Source organism: Stenotrophomonas sp. Steno-Z2 (genome assembly GCF_056393235.1).
The window spans coordinates 433031-459169 of record NZ_JBWJOY010000001.1; the positions used below are offsets into that span (position 1 = coordinate 433031).

At 71.7% G+C, this 26139-nt stretch carries 22 protein-coding genes; 2 read left to right on the forward strand and 20 right to left on the reverse strand.

Features of this window, described 5'->3' with window-relative positions; translation table 11 throughout:
• Window positions 1-30: 30 nt before the first annotated feature.
• The 10 genes from nusB to AC06FP_RS01950 all read right to left on the reverse strand — a co-directional run bounded on the left by nusB (window position 31) and on the right by AC06FP_RS01950 (window position 7794).
• The gene (gene nusB, locus AC06FP_RS01905) at window positions 31-510 is read right to left on the reverse strand and encodes a transcription antitermination factor NusB (protein WP_456117098.1); all 480 of its coding nucleotides are present in this window, start codon (window positions 508-510) and stop codon (window positions 31-33) included.
• Window positions 507-974: a 6,7-dimethyl-8-ribityllumazine synthase gene (ribH, locus tag AC06FP_RS01910; RefSeq protein ID WP_478074278.1), complete on the reverse strand. Its 468-nt coding sequence runs from the start codon at window positions 972-974 to the stop codon at window positions 507-509. The genes nusB and ribH overlap by 4 nt, the downstream gene beginning before the upstream one ends.
• Before the next feature lie 109 nt (window positions 975-1083).
• Window positions 1084-2184, reverse strand: a complete 1101-nt coding sequence (gene ribB / locus AC06FP_RS01915; protein ID WP_478074279.1) for a 3,4-dihydroxy-2-butanone-4-phosphate synthase — start codon at window positions 2182-2184, stop codon at window positions 1084-1086.
• Window positions 2181-2783, reverse strand: a complete 603-nt coding sequence (locus tag AC06FP_RS01920; RefSeq protein WP_478074280.1) for a riboflavin synthase — start codon at window positions 2781-2783, stop codon at window positions 2181-2183. Before AC06FP_RS01920 ends, ribB begins: the two co-directional genes overlap by 4 nt.
• A gap of 535 nt (window positions 2784-3318) precedes the next feature.
• Complete coding sequence (gene ribD / locus AC06FP_RS01925) at window positions 3319-4413, reverse strand: bifunctional diaminohydroxyphosphoribosylaminopyrimidine deaminase/5-amino-6-(5-phosphoribosylamino)uracil reductase RibD (RefSeq protein WP_478074281.1); 1095 nt, start codon at window positions 4411-4413, stop codon at window positions 3319-3321.
• Between the two features lie 33 nt (window positions 4414-4446).
• Window positions 4447-4923, reverse strand: a complete 477-nt coding sequence (locus AC06FP_RS01930; RefSeq protein WP_478074739.1) for a GNAT family N-acetyltransferase — start codon at window positions 4921-4923, stop codon at window positions 4447-4449.
• On the reverse strand, window positions 4920-5444 hold the full coding sequence (nrdR, locus tag AC06FP_RS01935; RefSeq protein WP_456117101.1) for a transcriptional regulator NrdR: 525 nt from the start codon (window positions 5442-5444) through the stop codon (window positions 4920-4922). The genes AC06FP_RS01930 and nrdR overlap by 4 nt, the downstream gene beginning before the upstream one ends.
• Entirely contained in the window at window positions 5444-5863 is a 420-nt protein-coding gene (locus AC06FP_RS01940; protein WP_478074282.1) for a four helix bundle protein, read from the reverse strand. The genes nrdR and AC06FP_RS01940 overlap by 1 nt, the downstream gene beginning before the upstream one ends.
• A gap of 74 nt (window positions 5864-5937) precedes the next feature.
• On the reverse strand, window positions 5938-7191 hold the full coding sequence (gene glyA / locus AC06FP_RS01945; RefSeq protein ID WP_456117103.1) for a serine hydroxymethyltransferase: 1254 nt from the start codon (window positions 7189-7191) through the stop codon (window positions 5938-5940).
• A gap of 132 nt (window positions 7192-7323) precedes the next feature.
• Window positions 7324-7794: an RcnB family protein gene (locus tag AC06FP_RS01950; RefSeq protein ID WP_478074283.1), complete on the reverse strand. Its 471-nt coding sequence runs from the start codon at window positions 7792-7794 to the stop codon at window positions 7324-7326.
• 215 nt (window positions 7795-8009) lie between these two features.
• On the opposite strand from AC06FP_RS01950, the gene ettA reads away from it, so the two are divergent.
• Both ettA and AC06FP_RS01960 read left to right on the forward strand, forming a co-directional pair.
• Entirely contained in the window at window positions 8010-9674 is a 1665-nt protein-coding gene (ettA, locus tag AC06FP_RS01955) for an energy-dependent translational throttle protein EttA (RefSeq protein ID WP_456117105.1), read from the forward strand.
• A 215-nt stretch (window positions 9675-9889) separates the two neighbouring features.
• Entirely contained in the window at window positions 9890-11206 is a 1317-nt protein-coding gene (locus tag AC06FP_RS01960; RefSeq protein WP_478074284.1) for an NCS2 family permease, read from the forward strand.
• Window positions 11207-11246: 40 nt separating this feature from the next.
• On the opposite strand, the gene AC06FP_RS01965 is transcribed toward AC06FP_RS01960, so the two are convergent.
• From AC06FP_RS01965 to bcsE, 10 genes are all read right to left on the reverse strand, one after another.
• Window positions 11247-12038: a DUF3667 domain-containing protein gene (locus tag AC06FP_RS01965; RefSeq protein WP_478074285.1), complete on the reverse strand. Its 792-nt coding sequence runs from the start codon at window positions 12036-12038 to the stop codon at window positions 11247-11249.
• A 145-nt stretch (window positions 12039-12183) separates the two neighbouring features.
• On the reverse strand, window positions 12184-13317 hold the full coding sequence (gene bcsZ / locus AC06FP_RS01970; RefSeq protein ID WP_478074286.1) for a cellulose synthase complex periplasmic endoglucanase BcsZ: 1134 nt from the start codon (window positions 13315-13317) through the stop codon (window positions 12184-12186).
• Window positions 13301-16873, reverse strand: coding sequence for a cellulose synthase complex outer membrane protein BcsC (gene bcsC / locus AC06FP_RS01975; protein WP_478074287.1), 3573 nt, complete (start codon window positions 16871-16873; stop codon window positions 13301-13303). The genes bcsZ and bcsC overlap by 17 nt, the downstream gene beginning before the upstream one ends.
• Window positions 16873-19227, reverse strand: coding sequence for a cellulose biosynthesis cyclic di-GMP-binding regulatory protein BcsB (gene bcsB, locus AC06FP_RS01980; RefSeq protein ID WP_478074288.1), 2355 nt, complete (start codon window positions 19225-19227; stop codon window positions 16873-16875). Before bcsB ends, bcsC begins: the two co-directional genes overlap by 1 nt.
• Window positions 19224-21842 carry a UDP-forming cellulose synthase catalytic subunit gene (bcsA, locus tag AC06FP_RS01985; protein ID WP_478074289.1) on the reverse strand — a complete coding sequence of 873 codons (2619 nt, stop codon included), beginning with the start codon at window positions 21840-21842 and terminating at the stop codon, window positions 19224-19226. The genes bcsB and bcsA overlap by 4 nt, the downstream gene beginning before the upstream one ends.
• On the reverse strand, window positions 21839-22594 hold the full coding sequence (gene bcsQ, locus AC06FP_RS01990) for a cellulose biosynthesis protein BcsQ (protein ID WP_478074290.1): 756 nt from the start codon (window positions 22592-22594) through the stop codon (window positions 21839-21841). The genes bcsA and bcsQ overlap by 4 nt, the downstream gene beginning before the upstream one ends.
• A complete protein-coding gene (gene bcsR / locus AC06FP_RS01995; RefSeq protein WP_478074291.1) occupies window positions 22591-22770 on the reverse strand; it encodes a cellulose biosynthesis protein BcsR in 180 nt (59 codons plus the stop codon). The genes bcsQ and bcsR overlap by 4 nt, the downstream gene beginning before the upstream one ends.
• Window positions 22767-24410 (reverse strand): cellulose biosynthesis protein BcsG, encoded by a 1644-nt coding sequence (bcsG, locus tag AC06FP_RS02000; protein WP_478074292.1) that lies wholly within the window; start codon window positions 24408-24410, stop codon window positions 22767-22769. Before bcsG ends, bcsR begins: the two co-directional genes overlap by 4 nt.
• Entirely contained in the window at window positions 24407-24589 is a 183-nt protein-coding gene (bcsF, locus tag AC06FP_RS02005) for a cellulose biosynthesis protein BcsF (protein WP_456117115.1), read from the reverse strand. The genes bcsG and bcsF overlap by 4 nt, the downstream gene beginning before the upstream one ends.
• The gene (gene bcsE / locus AC06FP_RS02010; protein WP_478074293.1) at window positions 24586-26112 is read right to left on the reverse strand and encodes a cellulose biosynthesis protein BcsE; all 1527 of its coding nucleotides are present in this window, start codon (window positions 26110-26112) and stop codon (window positions 24586-24588) included. Before bcsE ends, bcsF begins: the two co-directional genes overlap by 4 nt.
• Window positions 26113-26139 lie beyond the last annotated feature (27 nt).

Below are 26139 nucleotides of genomic sequence, written 5' to 3' on the forward strand. Positions count from 1 at the left end.
GGCCGGCGCGGTCGCACGCCGGCGGCGGCATTACTGGCCCGATTCGACCTTGCGCCATTCCACGGCGGCGCGGTCCAGCACGCCGTTGACGTAGGTGTGGCCGTGCTCGGAGCCGAAGCGCTTGGCGGTCTCGATGGCCTCGTTGATCACCACGCGGTACGGCACGTCCAGGCGGTGGCGCAGCTCGTAGGCGGCCACGCGCAGCACCGCGCGCTCGATCGCGTCGACCTCTTCCACCGGGCGGTCCACGAACGGCGCCAGCGCCTCGTCCAGTTCGCGGCGGTGGTCGAGCACGCCGCGCAGCAGGTTCTCGAAGTAGGCCAGGTCGGCGACTTCGTGCGCCTGCTCGTGGGCGAACTGGGCCAGCAGCGACTCGGCGTTGCCGCCGGAGATCTGCCACGCGTAGATCGCCTGCAGCGCGCGGCGGCGCGCGCGCGAACGCAGCACCGGATCGACGCCGTCGCGGCGGAAGGGCTTGCCGGCAGGCTTGCCGTGGTTCTTGTTGCTCATGGCAGCTGCTCCAGAAGATTGACCATTTCCAACGCCGCCAGCGCGGCTTCCTCGCCCTTGTTGCCGTGGCTGCCGCCGGCGCGGGCCTCGGCATCCTCCACGCGTTCCACCGCCAGCACGCCGTTGAGCACCGGCACGCCGAAATCCAGCTGCACGCGCATCAGGCCTTCGGCGCAGCGGTCGGCCACGTGTTCGTAGTGGCGGGTGTCGCCGCGGATCACGCAGCCCAGGGTGATGATGGCCGCGTGCCGGCCGGCGGCGGCCAGGCGGGCGGCGACCAGCGGGATCTCCCAGGCGCCGGGCACGCGCACCACGTCGATGGCGTCCTCGCCGATGCCGTTGCCGGCCAGGCTCTGCCGCGCGCCGGCCACCAGCACGTCGGTGATGCGCGCGTTCCAGCGGCTGGCGATGATGACGAAACGGGCCGATCCGGCCGGGCGGAGGTCGCCTTCGTAGTGGCTCATGGGGCGTAGCGATGCAAAAGGTGGGTCAGTTTACCGTGTAGGTGCGGGGCCTGCCCCGCACGCGGCGGCGCGACGGGGGCGGAACCAGGCCGCCCCCCGGCCGCGGCGCTCAGGGCTGGACGGTCTCGACGATTTCCAGGCCGTAGCCGGCCAGGCCGATCTGGCGGCGCGGGGTGCCGAGCACGCGCAGCCGGCCCAGGCCCAGGTCGGCCAGGATCTGCGCGCCGGCACCGTTGCGGCGCCACTGGCCCACGTCCTTGTCCTTGCCGGCCGGGCGCACCTCCGGCTCGCGGCGCAGGCGCGCCAGCAGCGCGTCGGAATCGCGCGGGGCCGACAGCACCACCATCACGCCCTGGCCTTCGGCGGCGATGGCGCGCAGCGCGTCGGTGGCGGCCACTCCGAAATCGTCGCGGCGCCAATGCAGCAGGTCGGCCAGCGGGTTCTCCACCTGCACCCGCACCAGGGTCGGCGTGTCCCGGTCCGGCTGGCCCTTGACCAGCGCGAAGTGCAGGTCGTGGGCGATGCGGTCGCGATAGGTGACCAGCGTGAACGCGCCGAACTCGGTGTCGACCTCGCGCTCGTCCACGCGCTCGACGGTGTGCTCGGTGGCCAGCCGGTAAGCGATCAGGTCGGCGATGGAGCCCATCTTCAGCCCATGCTCGCGCGCGAACACTTCCAGCTCGGGGCGCCGCGCCATGGTGCCGTCGGGGTTGAGGATCTCCACCAGCACGCCGGCCGGCTCCAGCCCGGCCAGCATCGCCAGGTCGACGCCGGCCTCGGTGTGGCCGGCGCGGGTCAGCACGCCGCCGGGCTGGGCGATCAGCGGGAAGATGTGGCCCGGCTGGTGCAGGTCCGACGGCTTGGCATCGGCCCTGACCGCGGTGCGGATGGTATGGGCGCGGTCGGCGGCCGAGATGCCGGTGGTCACGCCTTCGGCGGCCTCGATGCTGACGGTGAAGTTGGTCTGGAACTGCGCGGTGTTGGCGCGCACCATCGGCGCCAGGCCGAGCTGGCCGGCGCGCTCGCGGGTCAGCGGCAGGCACACCAGGCCGCGGCCATGGGTGACCATGAAGTTGATGTCCGCCGGCTTGACCAGCTCGGCGGCCATGATCAGGTCGCCTTCGTTCTCGCGGTCCTCGTCGTCGACGATCACCACCATGCGGCCGGCGCGGATTTCTTCCAGCAGTTCGGGGACGGGGGCGAAGTTCATGCGGTGGCTCCCTGGCCCAGCAGGCGCTCGACATAGCGCGCCACCAGGTCGATTTCCAGATTGACGGCGTCGCCGACGCCGGTGTGGGCGAAACGGGTGTGGGCGACGGTGTGCGGAATCAACGCCACCTCGAAGCCTTCGCCATCGGCCTCGTTGACGGTGAGGCTGACGCCGTCGACGCAGATCGAGCCCTTTTTCGCGATGTATTTCAGCAATGGCGCCGGCGCGGCAAAGCGCCAGCGCTGCGCGCGGGCGTCATCGACGATCGACAGCACCGTGCCGATGCCGTCGACGTGACCGCTGACCAGGTGGCCGCCGAGGCGGTCGGTCGGGCGCATGGCGCGCTCGAGGTTGATGGCCGCGCCCACGGCGAGCCGGCCGAGCGTGGTCAGGCCCAGGGTTTCGGTCGAGGCGTCGGCCTGGAAGGACGTGGCGTCGAACGCGATCACGGTCAGGCACACGCCGTTGACCGCGATGCTCTCGCCCAGCTGCACGTTGTCGAACGGCAGGCTGCCGACCTCGAAGCTGAAGCGGACATCGCCGCCGACGGGCTCGTGCGCGGCCAGGCGGCCGACGCCTTCGATGATGCCGGTAAACATCAGCGCGCCTCCCGCATGGACAGGAGCCGGGCGACCGGAAGGGAACTGCAGAGGGTTTTCATGAACGTTTCCCGCGGTTGGAGAGCGAAAAACGCCACAAGGCAAACAGGCGCACGCACGGCGGGGCCGCGCGCGGGCCGTCTTCTTTCATCCGGACTCTAGGCGGCACCGCGTGCGCGGCATCGCCAACCGTCGGCTCCGGCATCGGACCGGATCTGCTGACCCTCGGCCGCTGGAATCCACACGGGGTGTGCGGTTCCCGCGAGTGACCTCGCGTGCCGGCCTCGGCGCTCGCGGGCTCGTGCGGGCTCCCGGGGGAACCGCGCACCTACCGCCGGTGGGGAATTACACCCCGCCCTGAAGACGTTCGTGGTTGCCGGCGAACCGGCCGGCGCATTGTACCAGCCGGGTCCCGGCGGACCTGTCTGGCGGATGGACAGCAGTGTTGCAGCAGTGGCGCCCCGCAGGCGCCGCGTTTGCCCGGCATGGTCTGCCGCGCACCACGGCAGGAACGCGCCGGGCGGGGGCCCCGCACCTACGCGGTGGCCGGGCGCAGCAGCAGGCGCAGGTCGCTGCCGACCATGCGCAGGTCGCGCACCTCCAGCGGCCGCGCCTGCGCCATCGTCTCGATGCCCAGCCCGGCCAGCAGCGGGCGCGCGCCCTCGCCCATCAGCAGCGGCGCCATGTACAGCAGCAGCTCGTCGGCCAGGCCGGCGCGCAGCAGCGCCCCGCACAGGGTCGGTCCGGCCTCGACGTGGACCTCGTTGATGCCGCGCGCGGCCAGCAGCGCCATCACCGCCGCCAGGTCGAAGCGGCCATCGGCCTGCAGCGGCGCGGGGGCGAACTGCGCGCCTTCCAGCGCGGGCGGCGCCACCGCCGGATCGTGCAGGTACAGCGTGGGTGCCCCGCCTTCGCGCACCCGCGCGCAGGCCAGCGTGCGCAGCCGCGCGTCGAGCACCACCCGCAGCGGCGGCAGGAACTCGCCTGCCTCCGGGCGCGCGGTCAGCGCCGGGTCGTCGGCCAGCACCGTCGCCGCGCCGGTCAGGATCGCGCCGGCGCGGGCGCGCCAGAGCTGCACGTCGGCGCGCGCGGCCGCGCCGGTAATCCACTTCGACTCGCCGCTGGCCATGGCGGTGCGCCCGTCCAGGCTGGCGGCCAGCTTCACCCGCACCCACGGCCGGTCGCGTTCGATGCGCGACAGGAAACCACGGTTGAGTTCGCGCGCCTTGTCCGCCATCAGCCCCACCGCCACCTCGATCCCGGCCTGGCGCAGCAGCGCGAAGCCGCCGCCATCGACATCCGGGAACGGATCGCCCATCGCCGCCACCACCCGCGCCACGCCGGCCTCGATCAGCGCCAGCGCGCAGGGCGGCGTGCGCCCGTAATGCGCGCAGGGCTCCAGGGTGACGTAGGCGGTGGCGCCGCGCGCACGCGCGCCGGCCGCGCGCAGCGCGAACACCTCCGCATGCGGGCCGCCGGCGCGCTGGTGGAAACCCTCGCCGACAATCTCCTCGCCGTGGGCGATGACGCAGCCGACCATCGGATTGGGGCGCGTGGTCCATGCCGCGCGCTCGGCCAGGCGCAGCGCGCGCGCCATCATCTGGTGGTCGGTGGCGGTGAATTCCTGCATGGAAAACCTCGTGGAAACAGCGGCCGCGCCCGCTCAGGGCGGCGGCGGGTCGATCCGCATCACGGTGACGGCCAGCGGCCCGAGCTGCAGCCGGGTGTGTTCCTCCCAGCCCAGCGCGCGGTACCACGGCACCATCGCCGCCTCGCAGTAAAGATACAGGCGCGGCACGCCCAGCCGCGCGGCGCGCGCCACGCAATGCCCGACCAGCCGCTCGCCCACGCCCTGACCGCGGGCCTGCGGGCGTACGTACAGCGAGGCCAGCCACGGCGACCAGCCGCGGATCTGCTCGTGGTCGTCGTGCAGCAGGCTCACCGAGCCCAGCCAGCCGGCGTCGTCCTCGGCGATCCAGGTGCAGGGAATCGTGTCGTCGCGCTGCGCGCGCAGCTCGGTTTCGGCCTGTTCGCAGGTCCACTCCGGCAGCAGCGCGCCGAATGCCTGCACATGCGCCCGCGCCAGGGCGGGCAGCAGCGCAGGCCGCGCCTGCAGGCCGACGAAACGCAACGGCTTCAGCGCGGCGCCTTGCGCCCGCGGCGCGCGGCGCCGGCGTCGAGCAGCGACAGCTGGTCGTCGCCGGCCGGGTGGTCGCGCTCCAGCTTCTCGATCTCGTCGCGGAAATCGGCCACGTCCTCGAAGCTGCGGTAGACCGAGGCGAAGCGCACGTAGGCGACGTGGTCGAGCTTGCGCAGTTCGTCCATCACGAATTCGCCGACGCGGATCGACGGCACTTCGCGCTCGCCGCTCATGCGCAGCTGGTGCACCACCGCGCGCACCGCCGCCTCGATCCGCTCCTCCGCCACCGGCCGCTTCTGCAGCGCGCGGTCGAAACCGACCCGCAGCTTGCGCGCGTCGAACGCCTCGCGCCCGCCATCGCTCTTGACGATGACCGGCAGCTTCAGCTCGATGGTTTCCAGCGTGGAAAAACGCTCGCCGCAGGCCTCGCAGCCGCGCCGGCGGCGGATGGTCGCCCCATCCTCGGAAACGCGCGAATCGATCACGCGGGTGTCGGTGTGCTGGCAGAACGGGCAGTGCATCAGCGGAGCGGGGAGAAGGGAACGGGGAACGGGGAACACGAATTCCCCGCGCTTTGCGCACTCCTGCGTTGCAGCGACTTCCGTAATGCCTGCAACTGCAGGGAAACGGCCCGATGCTGCGCCAGGAACGCGTCGACCGCAACCTGCCCTGCGAATCCCAGCCGCGCGGCCAACAACGCCTGGGTCAACACCTCCGCCATCGAACCGGAGGCCATCGAAAGGAAACGCAGGTAATCGCGTGTCGAATGCCTTGCATTGCCTCCGGCAATGCAGGAGGGGACGGAAACGGCCGCACGCTTGATCTGGCTGCCCAGACCGAACCGCTCCTCGACCGGAAATGCAGCGGCAAGCGCGTAGACCTTCTCGACCATCACCATCGCTTCTTCCCAGACCCTCAATTCACGGAAATCCGCCGCCATGACAACTCCCTGTCGCCACCGACAGGCCGCTGCGGCCTGTCATTCCCTGTTCCCACTTCCCCGCTCCCGGCTCTTCAGCCGTAAACCGGGAACTGCCGGCACTGCAGGGTGACGTTCTCGCGCACGCCGGCAATGACGTTCTCGTCGTTCGGGTTGTCCAGCACGTCGGCGATCCAGTTGGCCAGCGCCACGCAGTCCGGCTCCCTGTAGCCGCGGGTGGTGATGGCCGGTGTGCCCAGGCGCAGGCCCGAGGTCACGAACGGCGAGCGCGGGTCGTTGGGCACCGAGTTCTTGTTGACGGTGATGTGGGCCTTGCCCAGCGCGGCTTCCGCGTCCTTGCCGGACACGTCCTTGCCGATCATGTCCACCAGCATCAGGTGGTTCTGCGTGCCGCCGGAGACGATCTTGTAGCCGCGCGCGATCAGCGTCTCGGCCATCGCCTGCGCGTTCTTCACCACCTGCTGCTGGTAGGCCTTGAACTCCGGCTCCAGCGCTTCCTTGAAGGCCACCGCCTTGGCGGCGATGACGTGCATCAGCGGGCCGCCCTGGATGCCGGGGAACACGATCGACTGCAGCTTCTTCTCGATCTCCTCGCCGGCGCCCTTGGCGATGATGATGCCGCCGCGCGGGCCGCGCAGGGTCTTGTGGGTGGTCGAGGTGACCACGTGGGCGTGTTCGATCGGGTTGGGGTAGACGCCGGCGGCGACCAGGCCGGCCACGTGCGCCATGTCCACGAACAGGTAGGCGCCGACCTTGTCGGCGATGGCGCGGAAGCGCGCCCAGTCGACGATCTGCGAATAGGCCGAGAAACCGGCCACCACCATCTTCGGCTTGTGTTCCAGCGCCAGCCGCTCGACTTCGTCGTAGTCGATCAGGCCCTGCTCGTTCACCCCGTACTGCACGGCGTTGAAGATCTTGCCCGAGGCATTGACCTTGGCGCCGTGGGTCAGGTGGCCGCCATGGGCCAGGCTCATGCCCAGGATGGTGTCGCCCGGCTGCAGCAGCGCGAAGTACACGGCCTGGTTGGCCTGCGAGCCGCTGTGCGGCTGCACGTTGGCGTAATCGGCGCCGAACAGCTGCTTGAGGCGGTCGATGGCCAGCTTCTCGGCGATGTCCACGTACTCGCAGCCGCCGTAGTAGCGCTTGCCCGGGTAGCCCTCGGCGTACTTGTTGGTGAGCTGGCTGCCCTGCGCTTCCATCACCCGCGGGCTGGCGTAGTTCTCGCTGGCGATCAGCTCGACATGGTCTTCCTGGCGCTGGCATTCGGCGGCGATGGCCTGGGCCAACTCGGGGTCGTAGGACTCGATACGGGCGTCACGCGGGAACATCTCGGCTCCTGGAAGGGGGCGGGGGGAAGGGCCGATTGTAGCGCTTCCTTCACCGCCCCACCCCGCCCCCCGCAGGCGCGCGGAAACGACGAAGGCGCCCTGGGGCGCCTTCGTCGCGGACACTTCGCCGGCTCAGTGGTTGAACACGATGTCGGCGATGATGCCGGTGGCGATGGCCACCATCAGCAGGTTGCCGCGGTCGTCGCGGATCCAGCGGTGGCCATGCGGCGGGCGGCGCAGGTGATAACGGTCGTAGTCGTTGACCACGTAGACCGGGCCGCCGTAGTAGTTGCTGTAGCGGTAGCCGCGCTCGAACCCGTACGGGCGGTAGACCACGCGCGGCGGCGGGGCGTAGTAGCGGCGGTCGTTGTGGCGGGCGTCGCGGTAGCCCTCGCGGTAGCCGGCGTTGTAATGGCGGCGGTCGTCGCGCCAGTCGCGGCGGTCGCCCCGCCAGCCCCGGTCGTGGCCGTGGCCGCGACCGCGGTCGTCCCAGCCGTGGCGGCCGCGGTCATGGTCGCGGTCGCCGGCGGCGAAGGCCGGGGCGGCGGCGCCGAAGGCCAGCAGGGTGGTCATCGCGGCGACTGCAAGTCGGTGCATCTTCATGGTGGCCCTCGCGGTGTTGATGGACGGTTTCCATCATGCTCACGCGATCTGAACGGTTTCCGGCTGGAAACGCTTACCGCCGGCGCCATTCATCCAGCGGCCAGCCGCGCGCGGCCGCCGGCGCCGGGCGGCTTCCCGCTATAATCGCCCATTCCCTTTTGCCTCGGGCTCGTCCGCCTTGCGGACCGGGCGCGGGCGTGCGCTACGGAGACGTCATGTCCTCGCAATACATCTACACCATGAACCGCGTCAGCAAGGTGGTCCCGCCCAAGCGGCAGATCATCAAGGACATCTCGCTGTCGTTCTTCCCGGGCGCCAAGATCGGCCTGTTGGGCCTGAACGGCGCCGGCAAGTCCACCGTGCTCAAGATCATGGCCGGCGTGGACACCGATTTCGAGGGCGAGGCCCGCCCGCAGCCCGGCATCAAGGTCGGCTACCTGGCCCAGGAGCCGGAGCTGAACCCCGAGCACACCGTGCGCCAGGCCGTCGAGGAAGGCGTGGGCGACGTGCTGCAGGCGCAGGCCGCGCTGGAAGCGGTCTACGCCGCCTACGCCGAGGAAGGCGCCGATTTCGACGCGCTGGCCAAGGAACAGGAGCGCCTGGAGGCGATCCTGGCCGCCGGCGACGCGCATACCGTCGAACAGCAGCTGGACGTGGCCGCCGACGCGCTGCGCCTGCCGCCGTGGGACGCGGTGATCGGCAAGCTGTCCGGCGGCGAAAAGCGCCGCGTGGCGCTGTGCCGCCTGCTGCTGCAGAAGCCGGACATGCTGCTGCTCGACGAACCGACCAACCACCTGGACGCCGAGTCGGTGGAATGGCTGGAGCAGTTCCTGCACCGCTACACCGGCACCGTGGTGGCCGTCACCCACGACCGCTACTTCCTGGACAACGCCGCCGAGTGGATCCTGGAACTGGACCGCGGCCGCGGCATTCCGTGGAAGGGCAACTACACCCAGTGGCTGGAGCAGAAGGAAGAGCGGCTCAAGCAGGAAGAGAACCAGGAAAAGGCCCGCCAGAAGGCGATCGCCAAGGAACTGGAGTGGTCGCGGCAGAACGCCAAGGGCGGCCGCTCCAAGGGCAAGGCGCGCCTGGCGCGGCTGGAAGAGCTGCAGTCGGTCGATTACCAGAAGCGCAACGAGACCAATGAAATCTTCATCCCGCCGGGCGAGCGCCTGGGCAACTCGGTGATGGAGTTCAAGAACGTCTCCAAGAAGTTCGGCGACCGCCTGCTGATCGACAACCTGTCGATGATCATCCCGCCGGGCGCCATCGTCGGCATCATCGGCCCGAACGGCGCCGGCAAGTCGACCCTGTTCAAGATGATCACCGGCCAGGAGAAGCCGGATTCGGGCGAGATCGTGATCGGCCCGACGGTGCAGCTGTCCTACGTGGACCAGAGCCGCGAGAAGCTGGAAGGCAACCACACCGTCTTCCAGGAAATCTCCGGAGGCCTGGACATCCTCAACATCAACGGCATCGAGATCCAGTCGCGCGCCTACATCGGCCGCTTCAACTTCAAGGGCCAGGACCAGCAGAAGATGGTCGGCTCGCTGTCCGGCGGCGAACGCGGCCGCCTGCACATGGCCAAGACCCTGCTGCAGGGCGGCAACGTGCTGCTGCTCGACGAACCGTCCAACGACCTGGACATCGAGACCCTGCGCGCGCTGGAAGACGCGCTGCTGGAGTTCCCGGGCAACACCTTCGTCATCTCGCACGACCGCTGGTTCCTGGACCGCATCGCCACGCACATCATCGCCTTCGAGGGCGACTCGCACGTGGAGTTCTTCCAGGGCAACTACCGCGAGTACGAGGAGGACAAGAAGCGCCGCCTCGGCGACGACGCCGGTCCCAAGCGCCTGCGTTTCAAGGCGCTGAAGTAAGCAGCACCCGGACGGCCGCAGCGATGCGGCCGTCCGCTTTTCAAAGCGCCTCCCACCCTGCTTTGGCCCCTCTCCCATCGGGAGAGGGGTTGGGGTGAGGGGCAATGGAGTCCCGTTGGTTCAACCATCATGGACTCCGTTCTCCCCTCATCCGCCCTTCGGGCACCTTCTCCCGATGGCAGAAGGGTTACTTCCCCAGCATCCCGAATTCCGCCATGCCCCTGCTCGACCGCCTGTTCAAGCTCCGCCAGCACGGCACCGACGTCCGCACCGAGGTGCTGGCCGGGCTGACCACCTTCCTGACGATGTCCTACATCGTCTTCGTCAACCCCGACATCCTCGGCACCACCGGCATGGACCCGGGCGCGGTGTTCGTGGCCACCTGCCTGGCCGCGGCGATCGGCTCGGCGGTGATGGCGCTGGCGGCCAACTTCCCGGTCGGCATGGCGCCGGGCATGGGCCTGAACGCCTTCTTCGCCTTCACCGTGGTCGGCTCGGCCGGGCTGCCGTGGCAGCAGGCGCTGGCGGCGGTGTTCATTTCCGGCGTCGTATTCCTGGTGCTGTCGCTCAGCGGCGTGCGCGCCTGGCTGGTGGCCGGCATCCCCGCGTCGCTGCGCTCGGCCATCGTCGCCGGCATCGGCCTGTTCCTGGCGATCATCGCGCTGCAGAAATCGAACGTGATCGTCGCCAACGAGGACACGATGCTGGCGCTGGGGCCGCTGGACACCGTGCCGCCGCTGCTGGCGCTGGCCGGCTTCCTGCTGATCGCGGTGCTGGAAGCGCGGCGCGTGCGCGGCGCGATCCTGATCGGCATCCTGGCTGTTACCGCCGCCGGCTGGCTGGCCGGCGACGTGCAGTACCACGGGCTGGTATCGCTGCCGCCGAGCCTGGCGCCGACCTTCCTGCAGCTGGACCTGCCCGGCCTGCTGCACCACGACGGCGGCACGCCGCTGGCGGTGCTGCTGCAGGTGGTGCTGGTGTTCGTGCTGGTGGAGGTGTTCGATGCCACCGGCACGCTGTACGGCGTGGTCGGCCGCGCCGGCCTGCTGGAGCTGGCCGACGGTCGCAAACGCTTCGGCCGCGCGCTGCTGGCCGACAGCAGCGCGATCGTCGCCGGCTCGCTGCTCGGCACCAGTTCCACCACCGCCTTCGCCGAGAGCGCTTCGGGCGTGCAGGCCGGCGGCCGCACCGGCCTGACCGCGCTGGTGGTCGCCGCGCTGTTCCTGGCCGCGCTGCTGTTTTCGCCGCTGGCGGCGATGGTGCCGGCGTACGCCACCGCGCCGGCGCTGCTGTTCGTGGCCGGGCTGATGCTGCGCGAACTGGTCAACGTGGAATGGAGCGATCTGACCGAATCGGTGCCCGCCGCGCTGTGCGCGCTGGCGATGCCCTTCACCTACTCCATCGCCAACGGCCTGGCGTTCGGCTTCATCGCCTACGCCGCGCTCAAGGCCGGCACCGGCCGCTGGCGCGAGGCGCGGCCGGCGCTGTGGCTGGTGGCGGGGTTGTTCGTGCTGCGCTTCGCGCTGGAGTGAGCGTGGGCCGCCGCCAGCCACCGGCCGGCATTGCGGCACGTCAGGTCGCGAGCATCACCACGAAGACGGCGACGGCCACCGCCACCGAACTCAGCACCGAGAACACGCCGTAGCCCACCAGGCTGCGCCAGATCGTCGACCACGCCGGGCGCCCCTCGAAGAACTGCAGCAGCGAATACACCGCATAGGCCACCCCGACCAGTCCGGCCCAGAACTGCGTGTGCGGGATCCAGCGGTGGAACGGAATCAGCACCATCCAGATGACGAACACCTGCACCGTCAGCAGCGCGGTCACGACCAGCCATTCGGGATAGTTCAGCCGGCCGTAGCGGCCGAACACCAGCCGCAGCACCCATGCCTCGAGCGGCAGCAGCGCCAGCGTGAACGCGGCGAAATGCGCGTCGACCCAGCCGGCGACGGCCTGGCTGGCAGCGACGTAACGCGCCGCCACGGCCGATGCCGCCAGGCCCGGCTCGAGGGGCCCGGCGGCGCCCACCGGCGTGCCCGCGCCCATCACCATGCCGCCGACGAAGAAACGGTTGAACAGCACGACGGCCGCCGCGCTCACCATGATCAGCAGCAACGGCTTGACGTGATTGCCGCGACGCCCGTCGATGTAGTCGCGCATCAGCCTGCCGGGGCGCAGCATCAGTTGCCTGAGCGAATACAGGATGCCGCGGTCCATGTGCAGCACACTGTGCTCCAGCTCATGGCCGAGGAAATGCCAGTCGATGCGATGGGCCGGCGTGGGCTGGCCGCAGCCCGGGCAGAACTTCTGGCCGGGGCCGGCCACGGCAAGGCTGCAGTTGATGCAGTGGCTGTTGTCGTGCATCCCCATGCCTCGCCCCCGTGGAAGGCAGGCATTCTAGAACGGCGCCGCCGGCGGCGACCATCGCCGGGCGCGGCGCCGCAGGAGGGCGCGGGGAAGCGGGGCACGACGCTGCACCGGGCCCCGCCCCGCCACGGACGCGCCGCGGTCAGCGCCAGCGCGGCTGCAGGCGGCCGTCGGCGGCGAAGCGGTAGCGCCCTTCCGCCCAGCCGTCGGCGAACAGGGTCAGCATCTGCGCGTAGTAGGCGGGCGCGTCGCCGCGCTGCTGCTCGTGCGTGGGCAGGCTGGACTGCAATGCCTGCGCCAGCGTGCGCTCGCCCTGCGCCAGCAGGTACGGCACCAGCGCGGCGCGGAATCCGTAACCGCCCTCGCCTTCGCCCGCGCCGCTGCGGGTGTCGACCTTCTCCCACATCGGCGCGCCGTCGCGCAGCCGCCGCAGCGGGCCGGAAAGCGCCTGCAGCTGCGCGCGGAACAGCGGGTCGCGCGGCGACAGCAGCCCCGCCCACAGGTAACAGCGGATCGCGTCGTAGCTGCCAGTCGCGCCCCTGACCGGATCGACGACGAAGGCGCCATCGCGCCACGCCGCCCAGTCCGGGGCGAAGCCGTGCGGCGCGGTCTGCCGCAGCAGTTCCACGGTGTTGGCGGCCAGCGCCGCCCACGGCCCCTGGCCATCGACCGCGGCGAAACGGCGCAGCAGCGGCAGCGGCAGGTAGCAGGGATTGACCCGGGTCGCGTCGTCCTCGACGAAGCCCTGGGGGCCGGGCAGCAGCATCGGGCCGAGCCCGGGCAGGTCGACGATCTCGGTGCGCCGCACCTGCGCCAGCATGTCCTGGCCGATGCGCGTCAGCGCCGGGCGATGCCACAGGCGGCCGGCTTCGAGCAGGTCGTAGGCCAGCCACAGGTCCGAGTCGGAGGCGGGGTTGTCGTCCAGCACGCCCCATCCGCCCCCGGCGCTGCGCCCCCACAGCCACGCCGGCAGGCGCCGGCCCATGTCGCCGTCGGCGAGGTTGTCCACCGTCCAGGCCAGGATGCGGTCGAACAGCGCCTGGTCGTTGTCCACCAGGGCGAAGAACAGCGCGTAGGACTGGCCTTCCGAGGTCGAGCGCAGGTCGTCCTGGCTGCGGTCGATCATGCGCCCGTCGGCGCTCAGGCTGCTGTCCACCAGCACCCGCCAGCGCGGCCAGCCGTCCGCCGCGCCGGCGGCCGGCAGCGCGCCGAGCAGCGGCGCGGCCGCCAGCGCCCGCAGCAGCGCGCGGCGCGCGGGGTCAGCGGAACTCGCCATAGGGCACCAGCGGGGCGACCGGCAGCGGCAGGTTGCCCTGCCACGGTGCCAGGGTGTAACGCAGGTAGAGCTGGAAGGTGTTGGGCGAATAGTCCTGGCTGCGCTGCAGGGTGCCGGCGGCGCCCAGCACCAGGTGGTCGCCGAGCCGGCGCTCGACCGCCATGTACAGGCGGTGGCCGGTTCCGCTGCTGCTGGAATCGGCGGTATGCAGCCCGGCCGGGTCCAGCGTGAGCGGGCCATACAGCGGTTGCAGCTGCTCGATCACGCGCTCGACAAGCGACTGCTCGGGAAAGCGGCTGATCGAGGCGCTGCGCGCGCGGGACACGCTCAGCGAGGCATCCACGCGCACCGACCAGTCGTCGTTGCGCCAGGCCAGGCTCGCCGGCACGCTCAGCGAGGCATAGCGCTGCGGGCTGTAGTAGCCGCCCTGCCCCAGCGAGTAGCCGCCCAGGTCGTGCGCATAGCGCCAGTACATGCCGGTCAGGCCGACGTCCACGCGCAGGTCCGGTCGCTGCACCAGCTTGTGGTACCAGCCGGCCATCGCGCGCGCGCGGGTGTTGTCCAGCACGTTGCGGCCGGTCAGGCGGTGCCAGCTCCAGTTCGACCACATGCCGTTGCGGCCGCCCTGGTCGTAGCCGAGGCTGAAGGTGACGCCGTTGGCGGTCACCCCGCCCCAGGCGATGCCGCTGCGCGGATCGACCGCGCCGGCCTGGGACAGCAGCGAGTTGGTCATCGGCCGCCGCGACAGCGTGGCGCCCCAGCCAAAGCGGCCCAGGTCGCCGTTGACGGTGGCGCCGCCGAGCCAGTTGCCGACCGCGTAGCCGGCGGGCGTATGGCCGATATCGAAGTTCCAGCGGTCGTCGAGCGCGCGCCAGCCCACCGCCAGGCCGGCACCGGAATCCATGCGCTGGTGCAGGCGGGTATTGCAGCCCGGCGCCTGCAGGCGGCTGCCGTCCTCGCGCAGCAGGTACAGCTCGCAGCTGCCGAAGTCCTGGTCGTGGAAGCCGTTGGCGTCGGTCTCGAAACGGCGCGCGTCCAGCCGCACCTGCTCCAGCCGCGCCCAGCCCAGCCCGCCGGCGAACGGCGCGTCGAGATGGGCGATGCGGGTGTCGCGCGACAGCCTGGAGATGCCCGGCGTGCCGTCGCTGCGCCGCCCCGAATCCTGCATCACCGTCAGCGTGGGGTTCTGCTGCTGGTACAGCGTCTCCACGTCGCTGCGCAGGCTGCGCCGCAGCCAGTCGTCGCCGGCCGTCTCGCGGCTGGCGCGGGTGAGCGCGCGGTTGTCGCGCGGCTGCGCCTGCTGCGGTGCGAGCAGGCCGTTCTCCTCCATGGCGCGGGCGTACATGTCCAGCGCCTGTTCCGGATCGCCGGCGCGCAGCAGCCGCGCGGCATCGCGCCAGGCCTGCGGGTCCGGCCCGGTCTTGGCGGCCAGCACGCCACGCAGGATTTCCAGCGCCCTGGCATCGTCCTGCAGGCCGGACCAGATCGCGGCCAGCTGCCGCTGCTGGCCGATGTCGCCCGGTTCCACCGCCGGCGGCGCCGCGGCCATGCGCGCGCGCGCGGCCGCCAGGTCGCCGCTGTCGATCAGCGTGCGCACGCTGCCCAGCTGCGCGTCGACGTTGCCGGGCTGCGCTTCCAGCACCTGGTCGTAGAGCTGCAGCGCCTGGGCATGGTCGCCGCGCAGGCGCGCCCAGTCGGCGAGCGTCAGCTGGATGTCCGTGTCCTGCGGCAGTTGCCGCAGCAGGGCGATGGCCTCGTCCTCGCGGCCGGCGGCGCGCAGTTCCCAGGCGCGCGTGGTGGCCTGCTGGCGGCGCAGGCGCACGGCCAGCGCGCGCATGTCCTCGTCCCACTGCGCGGCGGGCAGCTCGTCCAGCGCGGCCAGCGCCGGCCCGAGGCGGTCCGAGCCGGACAGGTACAGGGCCTGCGCGTAACGCGACTCGGGCGTGTTGCCGGCCCTGGCGGCCATGTCGGCGATCACCGCGTCGGCCTCTTCGGCCGCGCCGCTGGCGCGCAGCGCGTTGGCCTGCGAATAGGCCAGCCACGGGTCGCCGGGCTGCTCGCGGCGCAGTTCGCGGCCCAGTTCGATCGCGCCGGCGGTGTCGCCCGCGGCCAGCGCGCGCTCGCGCTGTTCGCGCAGCCGCGCCAGGCGCAGGTTGCGCAGCTCGCCGGCGTAAAGCCCGCGCTGCGCCGCCGGCAGGCCGGCGATGTAGCTTTCCAGCTGCGCCGGGTCGGTGCGTCCGTAGAACTGCACCAGCTTGCGGATCAGGTTGGCGTCGTTCGGCGCGATGCGCCGCGCGGCCTGCAGCTCGCGGCCGGCGGCGGCATCATCGCCGCGCGCCACCGCCACGTCGACCAGGCCGAGCCGGGCGTTGATCTCGCGCGGCTGCTGGCGCCGCGCCTGCGCGTACAGCGACTGCGCGCGCTCCAGTTCGCCGGTTTCCAGCGCGGCGTCGGCCTGTTCGATGAGCAGCCAGTAGCGGGTGCTGGCGACCAGGTCGCGCCACTTGTCGCTGTTGCTGGTATCGGCCTGCAGCTGCACGGCCTTCTGGAACTGTTCCAGCGCCTGCGCGCGGCGGCCCTGGCGCATCAGCGCCAGCCCCAGCCCGCCCTGGAAATCGGCCTCGCCCGGGAAACCGCGCAGGGCCTGGCGGAAGGCGGCTTCGGCCTCGGCGTTGCGGCCGGCGTCCAGCAGCTGCGCGCCGCGCAGTCCCGCCCGCCAGGCCGGGTTGCCCACGCGCCCGCGCTGTTCGTCGTAGAGCCTGCGCGCATCGTCCATGTGCACCCAGCCGGGATAGCGGGCGATGAAGGACTGCAGGCGGCGCACGTTGGCGGCATCGGCCTGGCGCGAGGACAGGTAGTCCCACTCCGCGTCGGCGGCGTAGGTGCGCGCTTCGGGGTTGTTGCCCATGCGCTGCAGCGCCGCCAGCGCCTCGCCGTCGCGGCCGGCGGCGAACAGGAACTGCGCCAGCGTCTGCAGCAGCACGGTGTTGCCGGGGTAGTCGTTGTCCAGCGCGGCGAGGCGGCGGATCGCCAACGCCCGGCCGGCGGGTTCGGCGCCGCGCAGGCGCCAGTATTCCAGGCCCAGCTGCATGCCCGGCGGGTCGTCGTTGAACAGGCGCCGGTAGATCGCCAGCGCCTCAGCGTTGCGCCCGCCGGTGGCCAGCATGCGCGCCTGCTGCAGTTCGGCCTGCATGTCGCCGCGGTAGGCCGCCCACAGCCGCTCGCCGGCGGCCAGTTCGCGGCTGCCGGCGCCGGCTTGGCGCAGGCGCCGCAGGGTTTCGCTGGCGTCGTCGAGCTTCTGCTGCGACAGCTGCACTTCCAGGATCGCCACCATGGTGGCGCGGTCGTCCGGGGCCAGCAGGCGCAGCCGCGCCAGCGCGTCCTCGATCAGCCGCTGGCGGCCGGTGGCCTCGCCGATGCGCACCTGCTGCAGCAGCCATTGCCGCTGCGAGGCGACGCTGCCGGCCGGCGTGGGCGGCAGCGCCTGCGCGGCAGCCTGGCCGACTCCGGCCAGGCCGACCAGCAGCGCCACCGACAGGGGAAGACGGCGCGGCATCAGTGTTCGGCCGCTTCCAGCCTGCGCCGCGACACCCAGCGCAGCGCGCGCCACAGCAGGAACGCCACCATCAGCACCACCACCGTGGCCAGCACCGCCAGCAGCACCGGGTGGTCGGCCAGGTGGTACCAGAGCAGCAGCCACCACGGCAGCGAACCGACGTAGTAGTGCTCGCCCACGAACTGGCTGTGGATGCCGGAGCTGCGCAGGATCGACACCGAGCCGGCGATGGCCTCGCGCTTGCCGATGTCGCTCAGCGCTTCGTCCAGCAGCGCGTAGTCCGCGTCCTTGCTGGCGGCCAGCGACACGATGCTGCGCTGGGCGTGGTGCGGCGACTGCATGCCGATGATGGCGGCGAACGGCGCATCGGCGGTGACGCCGACGCGGTTGATCGCCGCATCGCCACCGGTATTGCCCAGGCGCGCCTCGATCACCGCTTCCTGCGGCGAGTTCACCCGGCCGTTGCGCAGCGTGGTGCGCTGGTTGTCGATCATCAGCGACAGCCTGTCGCTGCCGCGCAGTTCCTGCGGCAGCTCGCCCAGCATCAGCACGTCCGCGTCCAGGCGCGCGGCCTGCTTCCAGTCCTCGCTCACGCGCAGGCCGTAGGCCGGGTAGCCGCTCTGCACGCCGAGGCCGCCGATCAGGTTCAGCAGCAGCCCGACCTGCGCCTCGTTGGCGCGCGGCGGCATCAACACCACGGTTTCGGACAGGTCGGCCATGCGCGTGAACGGGAAGCCGCTCAGCGCGAACGCGGACAGGTCCGGCAGGCCCATGTAGTGGTGGAAGCCGGAGAAGTCGATCGTGGAGTCTTCCTCGATCGCCGCCTGCAGGTTGGGCGGCAGCACGGTCTGGCAGTGGTCGCGCTGGGCGCTGCCCATGACGCTGGCGAAGTTGAAGTCGAAGCGCAGCTGGTTGCGGTCACCGATCTTCAGCGCCGGGATCAGCAGCTTGCCGTCGCCGGCGCCGGCATCGCCGCTGAGCACCGGCAGGCGGATTTCCTCCAGGCCCTGCTTGCCGGAGCGGCGGATCAACGGGAAGCTGGAAATGAACTGGTCGTTGATGCCCACGCTCAGCCGCGACTCGTCGCTGCTGAACGGCGGCGTGTAGCGGTAGCGCAGGTTGAGCGGGATGCCCTGGTTGCGCCAGATGAACAGGTCCGGCGGCAGGTTGAGATTGAGCACGATCGGCTGCGGCGCGATGCCGCTGGCGCGCAGCTGCTGCGGGTAGTCGAGCAGTTCGCCGAAGCGCACGGCGCGGTCGGTGCGCACCCAGTTCGGCGCGTCGTAGGGCTTGCGCGGCGCCAGCGGCTTGACCTCGTCCACCTGCACGCGGGTGCCGCGGAACAGCACGTTGCCGGCGGCGATGGCCGACACCGCGGTCTGCAGGTCCTCGTCGTTGCGGCCCAGCACCAGCAGCAGCTTGCGCTGCGGGTCCTCGGGCAGCGACATCAGCTCGATCACCGGCCCCTGCACCGGCGCGTGCCGGGCGATCACCGACGGGAACCTGCCGTTGACCGCCATCACCACCGCGTGGCCCTGCGCCGGCAGCCGGTCGAAGCTGACCGGGAACCGCGCCTGCCGCCACCAGCCGGCCATGCTGCCGAAGTACGAGGCCATCAGCGCGGCCGCGCGCTGCTGCGCCACCGACGGCGAGCCGGCGAACACCACCGGCAGTTCCAGCCGCGCGCTGTCGCGCGGGTCGAAGAACGGCAGCGGGAAGTTGGCCAGGTCGTCCTGCATCGCCAGCGGCTGGCCGCCCAGGCGCAGAGTGGTGTTGCTGGACAGGTTGACCCACAGCGAACTGTGCGTCGGCTCCTCGCAGATGTCGGTGTAGTGGCCGACGAACTCCAGCCGGACCTGGTTGAAGTCGGCGATCAGGCGCGCGTCCAGCGGCACCTTGGCCTGCACCGGCCGGCCGAGCTGGTCGTTGCCGATCGGCACCACGTCCATCAGCGCGTCGTTGAGGTAGACGCGCAGGTGCGAGAGCGTCGGCAGCAGCGACGGCGACGGGGTGAAACTCAGGTCGAGCTCGGCCTCGCGCGCCAGCCGGTCGCGCCGCACCTGGAACTCGAAGGTGGTGGTATTGCGCACGCCGGACAGCAGCGTGTCCTGGCGGCGGCCGAGCTGGGCCAGGGTGCTGGCGCGCTGCCACGGCCAGGCGGCGCCGGACCAGACCGCCACCGGCGCCTGCGCCGCGGCGGCCGGCAGGGCGGGCGCAGGCGCGGGTACCGGCGCGGGTACGGCATCCGGCGCCGCGGGGGCGGCCGGTGCCGCCTGCGGCGCGCTCGAACCGTTGGCGACGGGCAGCGCCAACAGCGGCAGCAGCAACCAGCGCAGGGAAGTGGAAATGCTCATGGACGAAGCCCCGGGTCAGCGGCTGGGTCAGCCGGGTAGGAAGGAAACGGTCGTTGTGGCGCGAAGCTGGCCAGCCAGCGCAGGGCGCGGCGGCTCCAGTGCATCGGCCGGTCGAGATCGATGGGCGAGAACTCGCTCATCCGGCGGTAGCCCCACCAGCCGAGCGTGAGCACGCTCCACAGGCTGCGCGGCAGGCTCATCGGCTGGTAACCGGCGTGCCAGTCCAGCCAGGCATCGGCGCGGGCGAAGGTGCACTGCACGAACTCCACCCGCTGCGCTTCGTCCTCGAAACGCAGCAGCAGGCCCAGGCGCGCGCCGACGCTGCGCTGGACCACCGCGGCGAACGCGAACTCGCGGCGGCCGCGGCCGAGCAGCAGGACGACCCGCGTGCCGGCGGGCAGTTCCTGCGCCTGCGCCAGCTCCAGGCCGACGCCGTCGTTGGAATAGTCGTGCATGACCCCGCGCAGGGTGCGGCCGTCGGGCAGGCGCAGCGCCATCGGCAGGCGCTGGCTGACGCGGTGGGTGCGGCGCACCTGCTGCACTTCGGCCGCCACCGCCAGCGCGCCGCCGACGATCAGCAGGTTGTAGAGCACCCACAGCGAACTGACGACCACCGTGCCGCGCTCGTCGGCCGGACCGTGCAGGAAACGCCACACCGCGAACACCAGGCCGGCGAGGTTGAGCAGCGCCAGCACCAGGTAGGGCTGGGCGACCTTCCAGTCGAAGCGGTCGCCGGCCTGGGTGCCGCCCTTGTCGGTGACGTTGAACTTGCCCTTGCCGGGGCTGAACAGCGCCACCGTGGTCGGCCGCGCGATGTACCAGGCCAGCACGGTCTCGTAGACCTCGCCCCAGAACGGGCGGCGCCACTGCCCCTGGATGCGCGAGTTGGTCAGGCTGGCGTGCGCCATGTGCGGCAGCACGAACAGCAGGATCGCCACCGCCGGCGCGTAGATGATGTAGACGTGCAGCAGCAGGAACGCCAGCGGCGCGGTCAGGAACACCAGCCGCGGGATGCCGGCCAGGAAGTGCAGCATCGCGTTGGCGTAGCAGAAGCGCTGGAACAGGCTCAGGCCCTTGCCCAGCAGCGGGTTGTCGATGCGGAAGATCTGCACCATGCCGCGCGCCCAGCGGATGCGCTGGTTGACGTGCGCGCCGAGGCTGTCGGTGGCCAGGCCGGCGGCCTGCGGGATGCGCAGGTAGGCCGAGTTCCAGCCATTGCGGTGCAGGCGCAGCGCGGTGTGCGCGTCCTCGGTGACGGTTTCGGTGGCGAAGCCGCCGATGTCGTCGATGGCCGCGCGCCGCAGCACCGCGCACGAGCCGCAGAAGAAGGCCGCGTTCCACAGGTCGTTGCCGTCCTGCACCAGGCCGTAGAACAGCTCGCCCTCGTTGGGGTCGCGGCGGAATACGCGCAGGTTGCGTTCGAACGGGTCGGGCGAGAAGAAATGGTGCGGGGTCTGCACCAGCGCCAGTTTCGGGTCGCGCAGGAACCAGCCGGTGCTGACCTGCAGGAACGAGCGCACCGGCAGGTGGTCGCAGTCGAAGATCGCCACCAGTTCGCCGTCGAGCTGGGTCAGCGCGTGGTTGAGGTTGCCGGCCTTGGCGTGGCGGTTGTCGCTGCGGGTGATGTAGTTGACCCCGGCCTGCGCGGCGAACGCGCGGAACTCGGCGCGCCGGCCGTCGTCGAGCAGGTGGATGCGCAGCTTGTCCGCCGGCCAGTCCAGGCCCAGCGCCGCGTGCACCGTGTGCCGCACCAGCGACAGGTCCTCGTTGTAGGTCGGGATCAGCACGTCCACCGTCGGCCAGTGCCGCGGATCGGCCGGCAGCGCCGACGGTTTGCGCTGCAGCGGCCAGGCCACCTGCACGTAACCCAGCATCAGCACCAGCCACGAATAGGTTTCGGCCGCGAGCAGGACGATGCCGCAGGCCAGGTCGAAATTGCTGTTCCAGTTGAGCGTGGCCGTGTAGCGCCACCACAGGTAGCGGCACGACACGGTGATCGACAGCACCACCAGGATCAGCGTGGCGTAGCGGCCGGGCACGCGCCGCACCAGCAGGGCGATGCCCCACAGCAGCAGCACGAACACGAACTGCGCGAAATAACTGAACGGCTGGGTGATGCACAGCAGCGCCAGCCCCAGCGTGGCCAGCCCGGCGCCGAACGTCAGCCAGCGGCGCGCGCGGGGCGACAGGCCGCCCAGCCAGCGCCGCGCGCGCTGCCATGCGGCGCTGTTCCAGACCAGCCGCGGCAGGCCGCGCATCGCGTCCAGATAGCGGCGCCAGCCGCGGTCGGCGGCGCCGCGCAGGCCGGCGACATGGCGGCGCCGGGCCGCGGCCAGCCGGTGGCGGCGCGCGGAGGTCTTCGGGGTGATGCGCACCAGCAGCAGCCAGCCGGCCTGGATCAGCATGCGCAGCGGGTCGCCGAACCGCCAGCGGCGGTACGGCCGCAGTTGCGGGAAGGCGTCGGGCAGGCGCGGCGCCAGCGCCTGCCATGCCGGCCCTTCCAGCCGCAGCAGGGCCCAGCCCATCGCCTGCAGCAGCCACAGCAGCCACAGCGTGGGCAGCGGCGCCCGCGCCGTTTCGCGCAGCTGCGGCCAGCGCTGGTAACCCAGGTTCATGGCGCCCGCCCCTGGCGCGCGCGCAGGCGGCCACGCTCGGCCAGGCACCACACCGCCAGGCTGGCGACATCGGCCGCGGCCTGCGAGCCGTCGGCATCGACGTCCAGCGGCAGCTTGCGCGCCAGCGCCGCCGATACGCTGGCGTCCTCGTGCAGCGGCTGCGGCACCAGCGGCGGACCGCCGTCGATCCACAGCTGCATCAGGTCGCGCTGCACCGCCAGCGTGGGGTCGTAGCGGTTGCACAGCACGCGGCGCGCATCGCCCGCGCGCCGCTGCAGCAGGACATGGCAGCCCGGGTCCACCGTCGCCAGCCGCAGCGGCAATGCGCAGGCGGCGTGCTGGTTGACCGCGGCCACATGCGCGTCGAACCGCTGCGGCAGGTCGAACAGGATCCAGTCGAACTGCGCCGCGAGCAGCGGCAGGCGCTCGGCCCAGAACCGCGGCGACTGCCACAGCCGTTCCTCGACCGCGGCCACCTCCGCATCGCTGGCCAGCCCGTAGGGCAGCAGCGCCAGCCCCGGCCGCGCCTCGAACGCGGCGTCGCGCCAGTCATCGCCATCCAGCCACGCGCGCGCCCAGCCGCGCGCCTCGGCGGCCGGCAGGCCCAGGTGCAGACCGAGCAGGTGGTCGGGGTTGCCTTCCACCAGCAGCACGCGCTCGCCCTGCGCGTGCAGCGCATGGCCGAGCGCGGCGGTCATCGTCGTCACCCCGACGCCGCCGCGCACACCCTGCAGGGACAGCGTCGTGCTCATCGCCGCGGCTCCTGCGCCAGTTCGGCGAACAGCGGCCAGCGCGCCAGCGCCTGCGCCCGCGCGCGCTGCGCCGAGAAGTCCACGTAGGGCAGTTCCGGCATCTGCAGGTGCCCGCGCAGCACGTCGATGTCGTCCTCCTCCGAGGTCAGCGTCGCGGTCGTCGGGTTGGCCATCATGGCTTGTCCTCCGGGTAGGGCGTCCAGGCCTGGCTGCCCTTGAGCTGCAGCCACGGTCTGCCGTCGTAATCGATGACCTTGGCGCCCTCGTTTTCCGACACCGACGGCGTCGTCGGCAGGCCCTGCAGCAGGCCGTCCCAGTTGCGGCCGTCGGCCGGCGCCTGGGCGTTGAGCGCATAGATGCGCGCCACCAGTTCGGAGATCGCCAGGTAGCTGCTCGGCGCGGTCACGCGGCGCGGGCCGCCCGCGGCCGGAATGCCCATGCCGACCAGTTTCACGCCCACCGGGACATGGGTGATGGAGGGGCTGGGAATCTCGCGCATGCCCGGGATCTGCATGCGGTCGCCGTGCAGCGCGGCACCGTGCTCCGGCACCACCACCACGACCGCGCGGCGGCCGTTCTTCTCCAGCGCGTCGATGAAGCCGTCCAGGTCGCCCAGCACCATCTGCGCGCGCGCCTTGTAGTCACTGGCCATCGCGCGGCCGTCGGCACCGACGATGCGGTTGCCGTCGTGCAGCGAGATCGTGTTGTAGAACAGCGCCACCTGCCCGGTGGTTTCGGCCTGGCGGCGCTTCAGCCAGCCGGTCAGCACGTCGCTGTCGCGGCGCAGCGGTGACTTGTCGAAGGCGATCAGCGCGCGCGGGTAGTTCTCGATCGGCAGCGGCGTGGCGGCCAGGCCGCCGTACCTGGTGAGGTCGCCGATGAAGTCGTCGAAGTGGCCGTCGTGGTTCATCGCCAGCTCGTTCTGGAACCCCAGCGCCTGCAGGTTGGCGAACAGCTGGCACTGCGCCGGCACCGGGTCGAACAGCGCGGTGTGCGAGGTCTGGCCGCAGCTGGCGCGCAGCAGGCGGATGGCCGCAGGGCCGCTGTAGGAGGTGGCCGAATTGAAGTCGTCGAACACCACGTCCATGCCGTCGAACAGCGGGTTGTGGCGCAGGCCCACTTCATCCAGGTCGCTCCAGGCCAGCGAGCAGATGTTGAGGATGATGACGTCGAAGGGCGTGCCGCCATGGGCCGGCGGGAACGCGGTCTTCAGGCCGGCCTGCTGCTGGTAGAAGCCGGCCAGGTAGGCGTTGAGGGTCTCGTTGTTGGCCGGGCCGCCGCGCGGCGCGCCGGTCCCGCCACCGCCCTGCGCCGCCGTCGCGCCGCCACCACCGGCGAACTGCAGGCCGGCCGGCAACGGCAGCGCCATCGCCGCCATGCCCAGCATGCCCAGCACGCTGAGCGTGGTGACCCGCAGCCAGGGCTTGAGCAGCCAGTAGCCGCAGACCAGCAGCGCCAGCAGCGCGACCATCTGCCAGTTGATGAAGCGGCCCAGCAGCTCCAGCCAGTACGAGGCGGAGAAATCCAGCACGCCCGGCTGCGCCAGCAGGCGCTCGAACGGCGGCCACCAGGTGTCCTGGTAATACAGCGCCACCGCCACCGGGATCGCCACCACGGTGCGTGCGATGCGCGCGCCGCGCCACGGCAGCGGCACCAGCAGGGCCGCCAGCAGCAGCAGGTTGGGCAGGATGTGCAGGTCCAGCGCGCCCATCCAGGCCAGGATCACCTTGGACAGGAAATACAGGTTCCAGCCGCCCAGGTCGGGCCAGGCCCAGGGCGTGGACGCGGCGGCGGGCGCGGTACCGGCCCGGCTCATGCCTGCCTCCGCGGAGCGGCCTGGCGGCGGCGCTCGCCCACCCGCCTGAGGTAGCGCGGCGGCAGGCCGCGGCGCAGGCGCGCGCGCAGCGCCCGCGCCACCGTCCCCAGCATCACGCCGAGGGGAATCATCACCACCGCACATGCGGCCACCAGGCTCCATACCTGCTGGTCGTTCATCGTTCTTCCCCCAGACGGATCGGTCGCGGCGCCGTCCACGAAGGCGCTGGCGCGACGGGCGCCAGTACCGGCGCCTGCTGCGGTTGCGGCGGCACCCTGCCGCCTTCGGCCGCGCTCATCGCGGCCACGTGGTGCCCGGCCAGGCGCTCGTAGCCGTCGAACAGTTCCCGCCACGGCAGCCGGAACAGGTTGCCCAGCGCGCGCTCGATGCCGTCGCTGCGGCAGGCGAACAGGAACAGCCATACCTGGCCGGCGTGCATGCAGGCCAGATCGCCGCGACGGCGCATCTGCAGCTGTTGCAGCGCCTGCGCCGGGCTCACCCCGGCCACCGGCTGCAGCATGAGCACGGCGCTCTCCACCACGCCCTCGCCCTGGCCGAGCAGTTCGCCGGCCAGCTGCCGGAACTGCGCCGCGGTGACGATGCCGCCGACATCCGGCGGCCGGTGCAGGCGGATCAGGCGCTCCGGGTCCTCCGGCAGGCGCCCCGGCCAGACCTGGCTCTGGAGGGTCTCCAGCAGGGTCAGGAAGCGCGCCAGCGGCAGGCTGGCCGGCGCCACCAGGCTGGCCCCGCACTCCAGCAGCAGGCGCTCGTCGGCATAGCGCAGGCAGGGCTGCATCTCGCGCACCACCAGCTTCAGGCCGTTGCCGCGCTCGCCGCGCAGGCGGAAGACCAGGCGGGCCAGCGCGTCGACGTCGGCGTTTTCCCCGATCGACAGCACCACCGTGGCCGCCTGCGCCTGCAGGGCGGCAGCCACCAGCGCCGACCGGTTCTCGAACAGGCGCCATGCCGGCGAGAACGGCGGCGCGCCTTCCAGCGCGTCGGCCTGCGCGAGGTAGAGGAAGCGGTCGCCGCCCTCCTGCGCCCGTACCGCGGCCATCAGGCCGTCGCCATCGGCGATCACGCCCAGGCGGGCGCCGCGCCATTCGGTTTCGAAATCGCGATGCGCGTACACGCCCTCGGCGTTGCTCCAGTAATGCACCAGGTACTGCAGGGCGCCGCGGTGCGGGTACAACTGCGCCACGCCGCTGCACAGCCGGTTGAGCGGCAGCAGGCGCGGCGCCAGCGTCGCCGCTTCGCCATGGCACAGCAGCAGCACCCAGTGGCCGCCGGCAGCGGCCCAGTCGTGCAGTTCCCTGCACCAGCGCGCGAGGCGGGCGCCTTCCAGGTTTTCCATCGCCGCGGCCGGCACCTGCACCACGCACAGCGTGCCGCGCGCGCCGGCGCAACGCAGCAGATCGGCCGGCAGGGCGCGGACCGCGGGCGCCAGGTCCGCGACCGCCGCTTCATGCAGGCGGATGCGCGCCGGCCCCTGGTCGGCGGCCAGCGGCGCGAGCATCGCGGCCGGCGCACGGCCGAGCGCGGCCACCACGGCCAGGGCAACCTCCTGCGCCCCGGCGAGGACACCGGCGGCGAACAGGTCGGCGTGGGCGGCATCGGCGCAGGCGATCCAGTACACGCCGCCGGGGCGCATACGGGTGAGTTCGTCCGGCAAGCCGTCGATGGCGAGTGCAAGGGTTTTCAAGGGTGTCGTCTCTTCGGCGGCACCGGT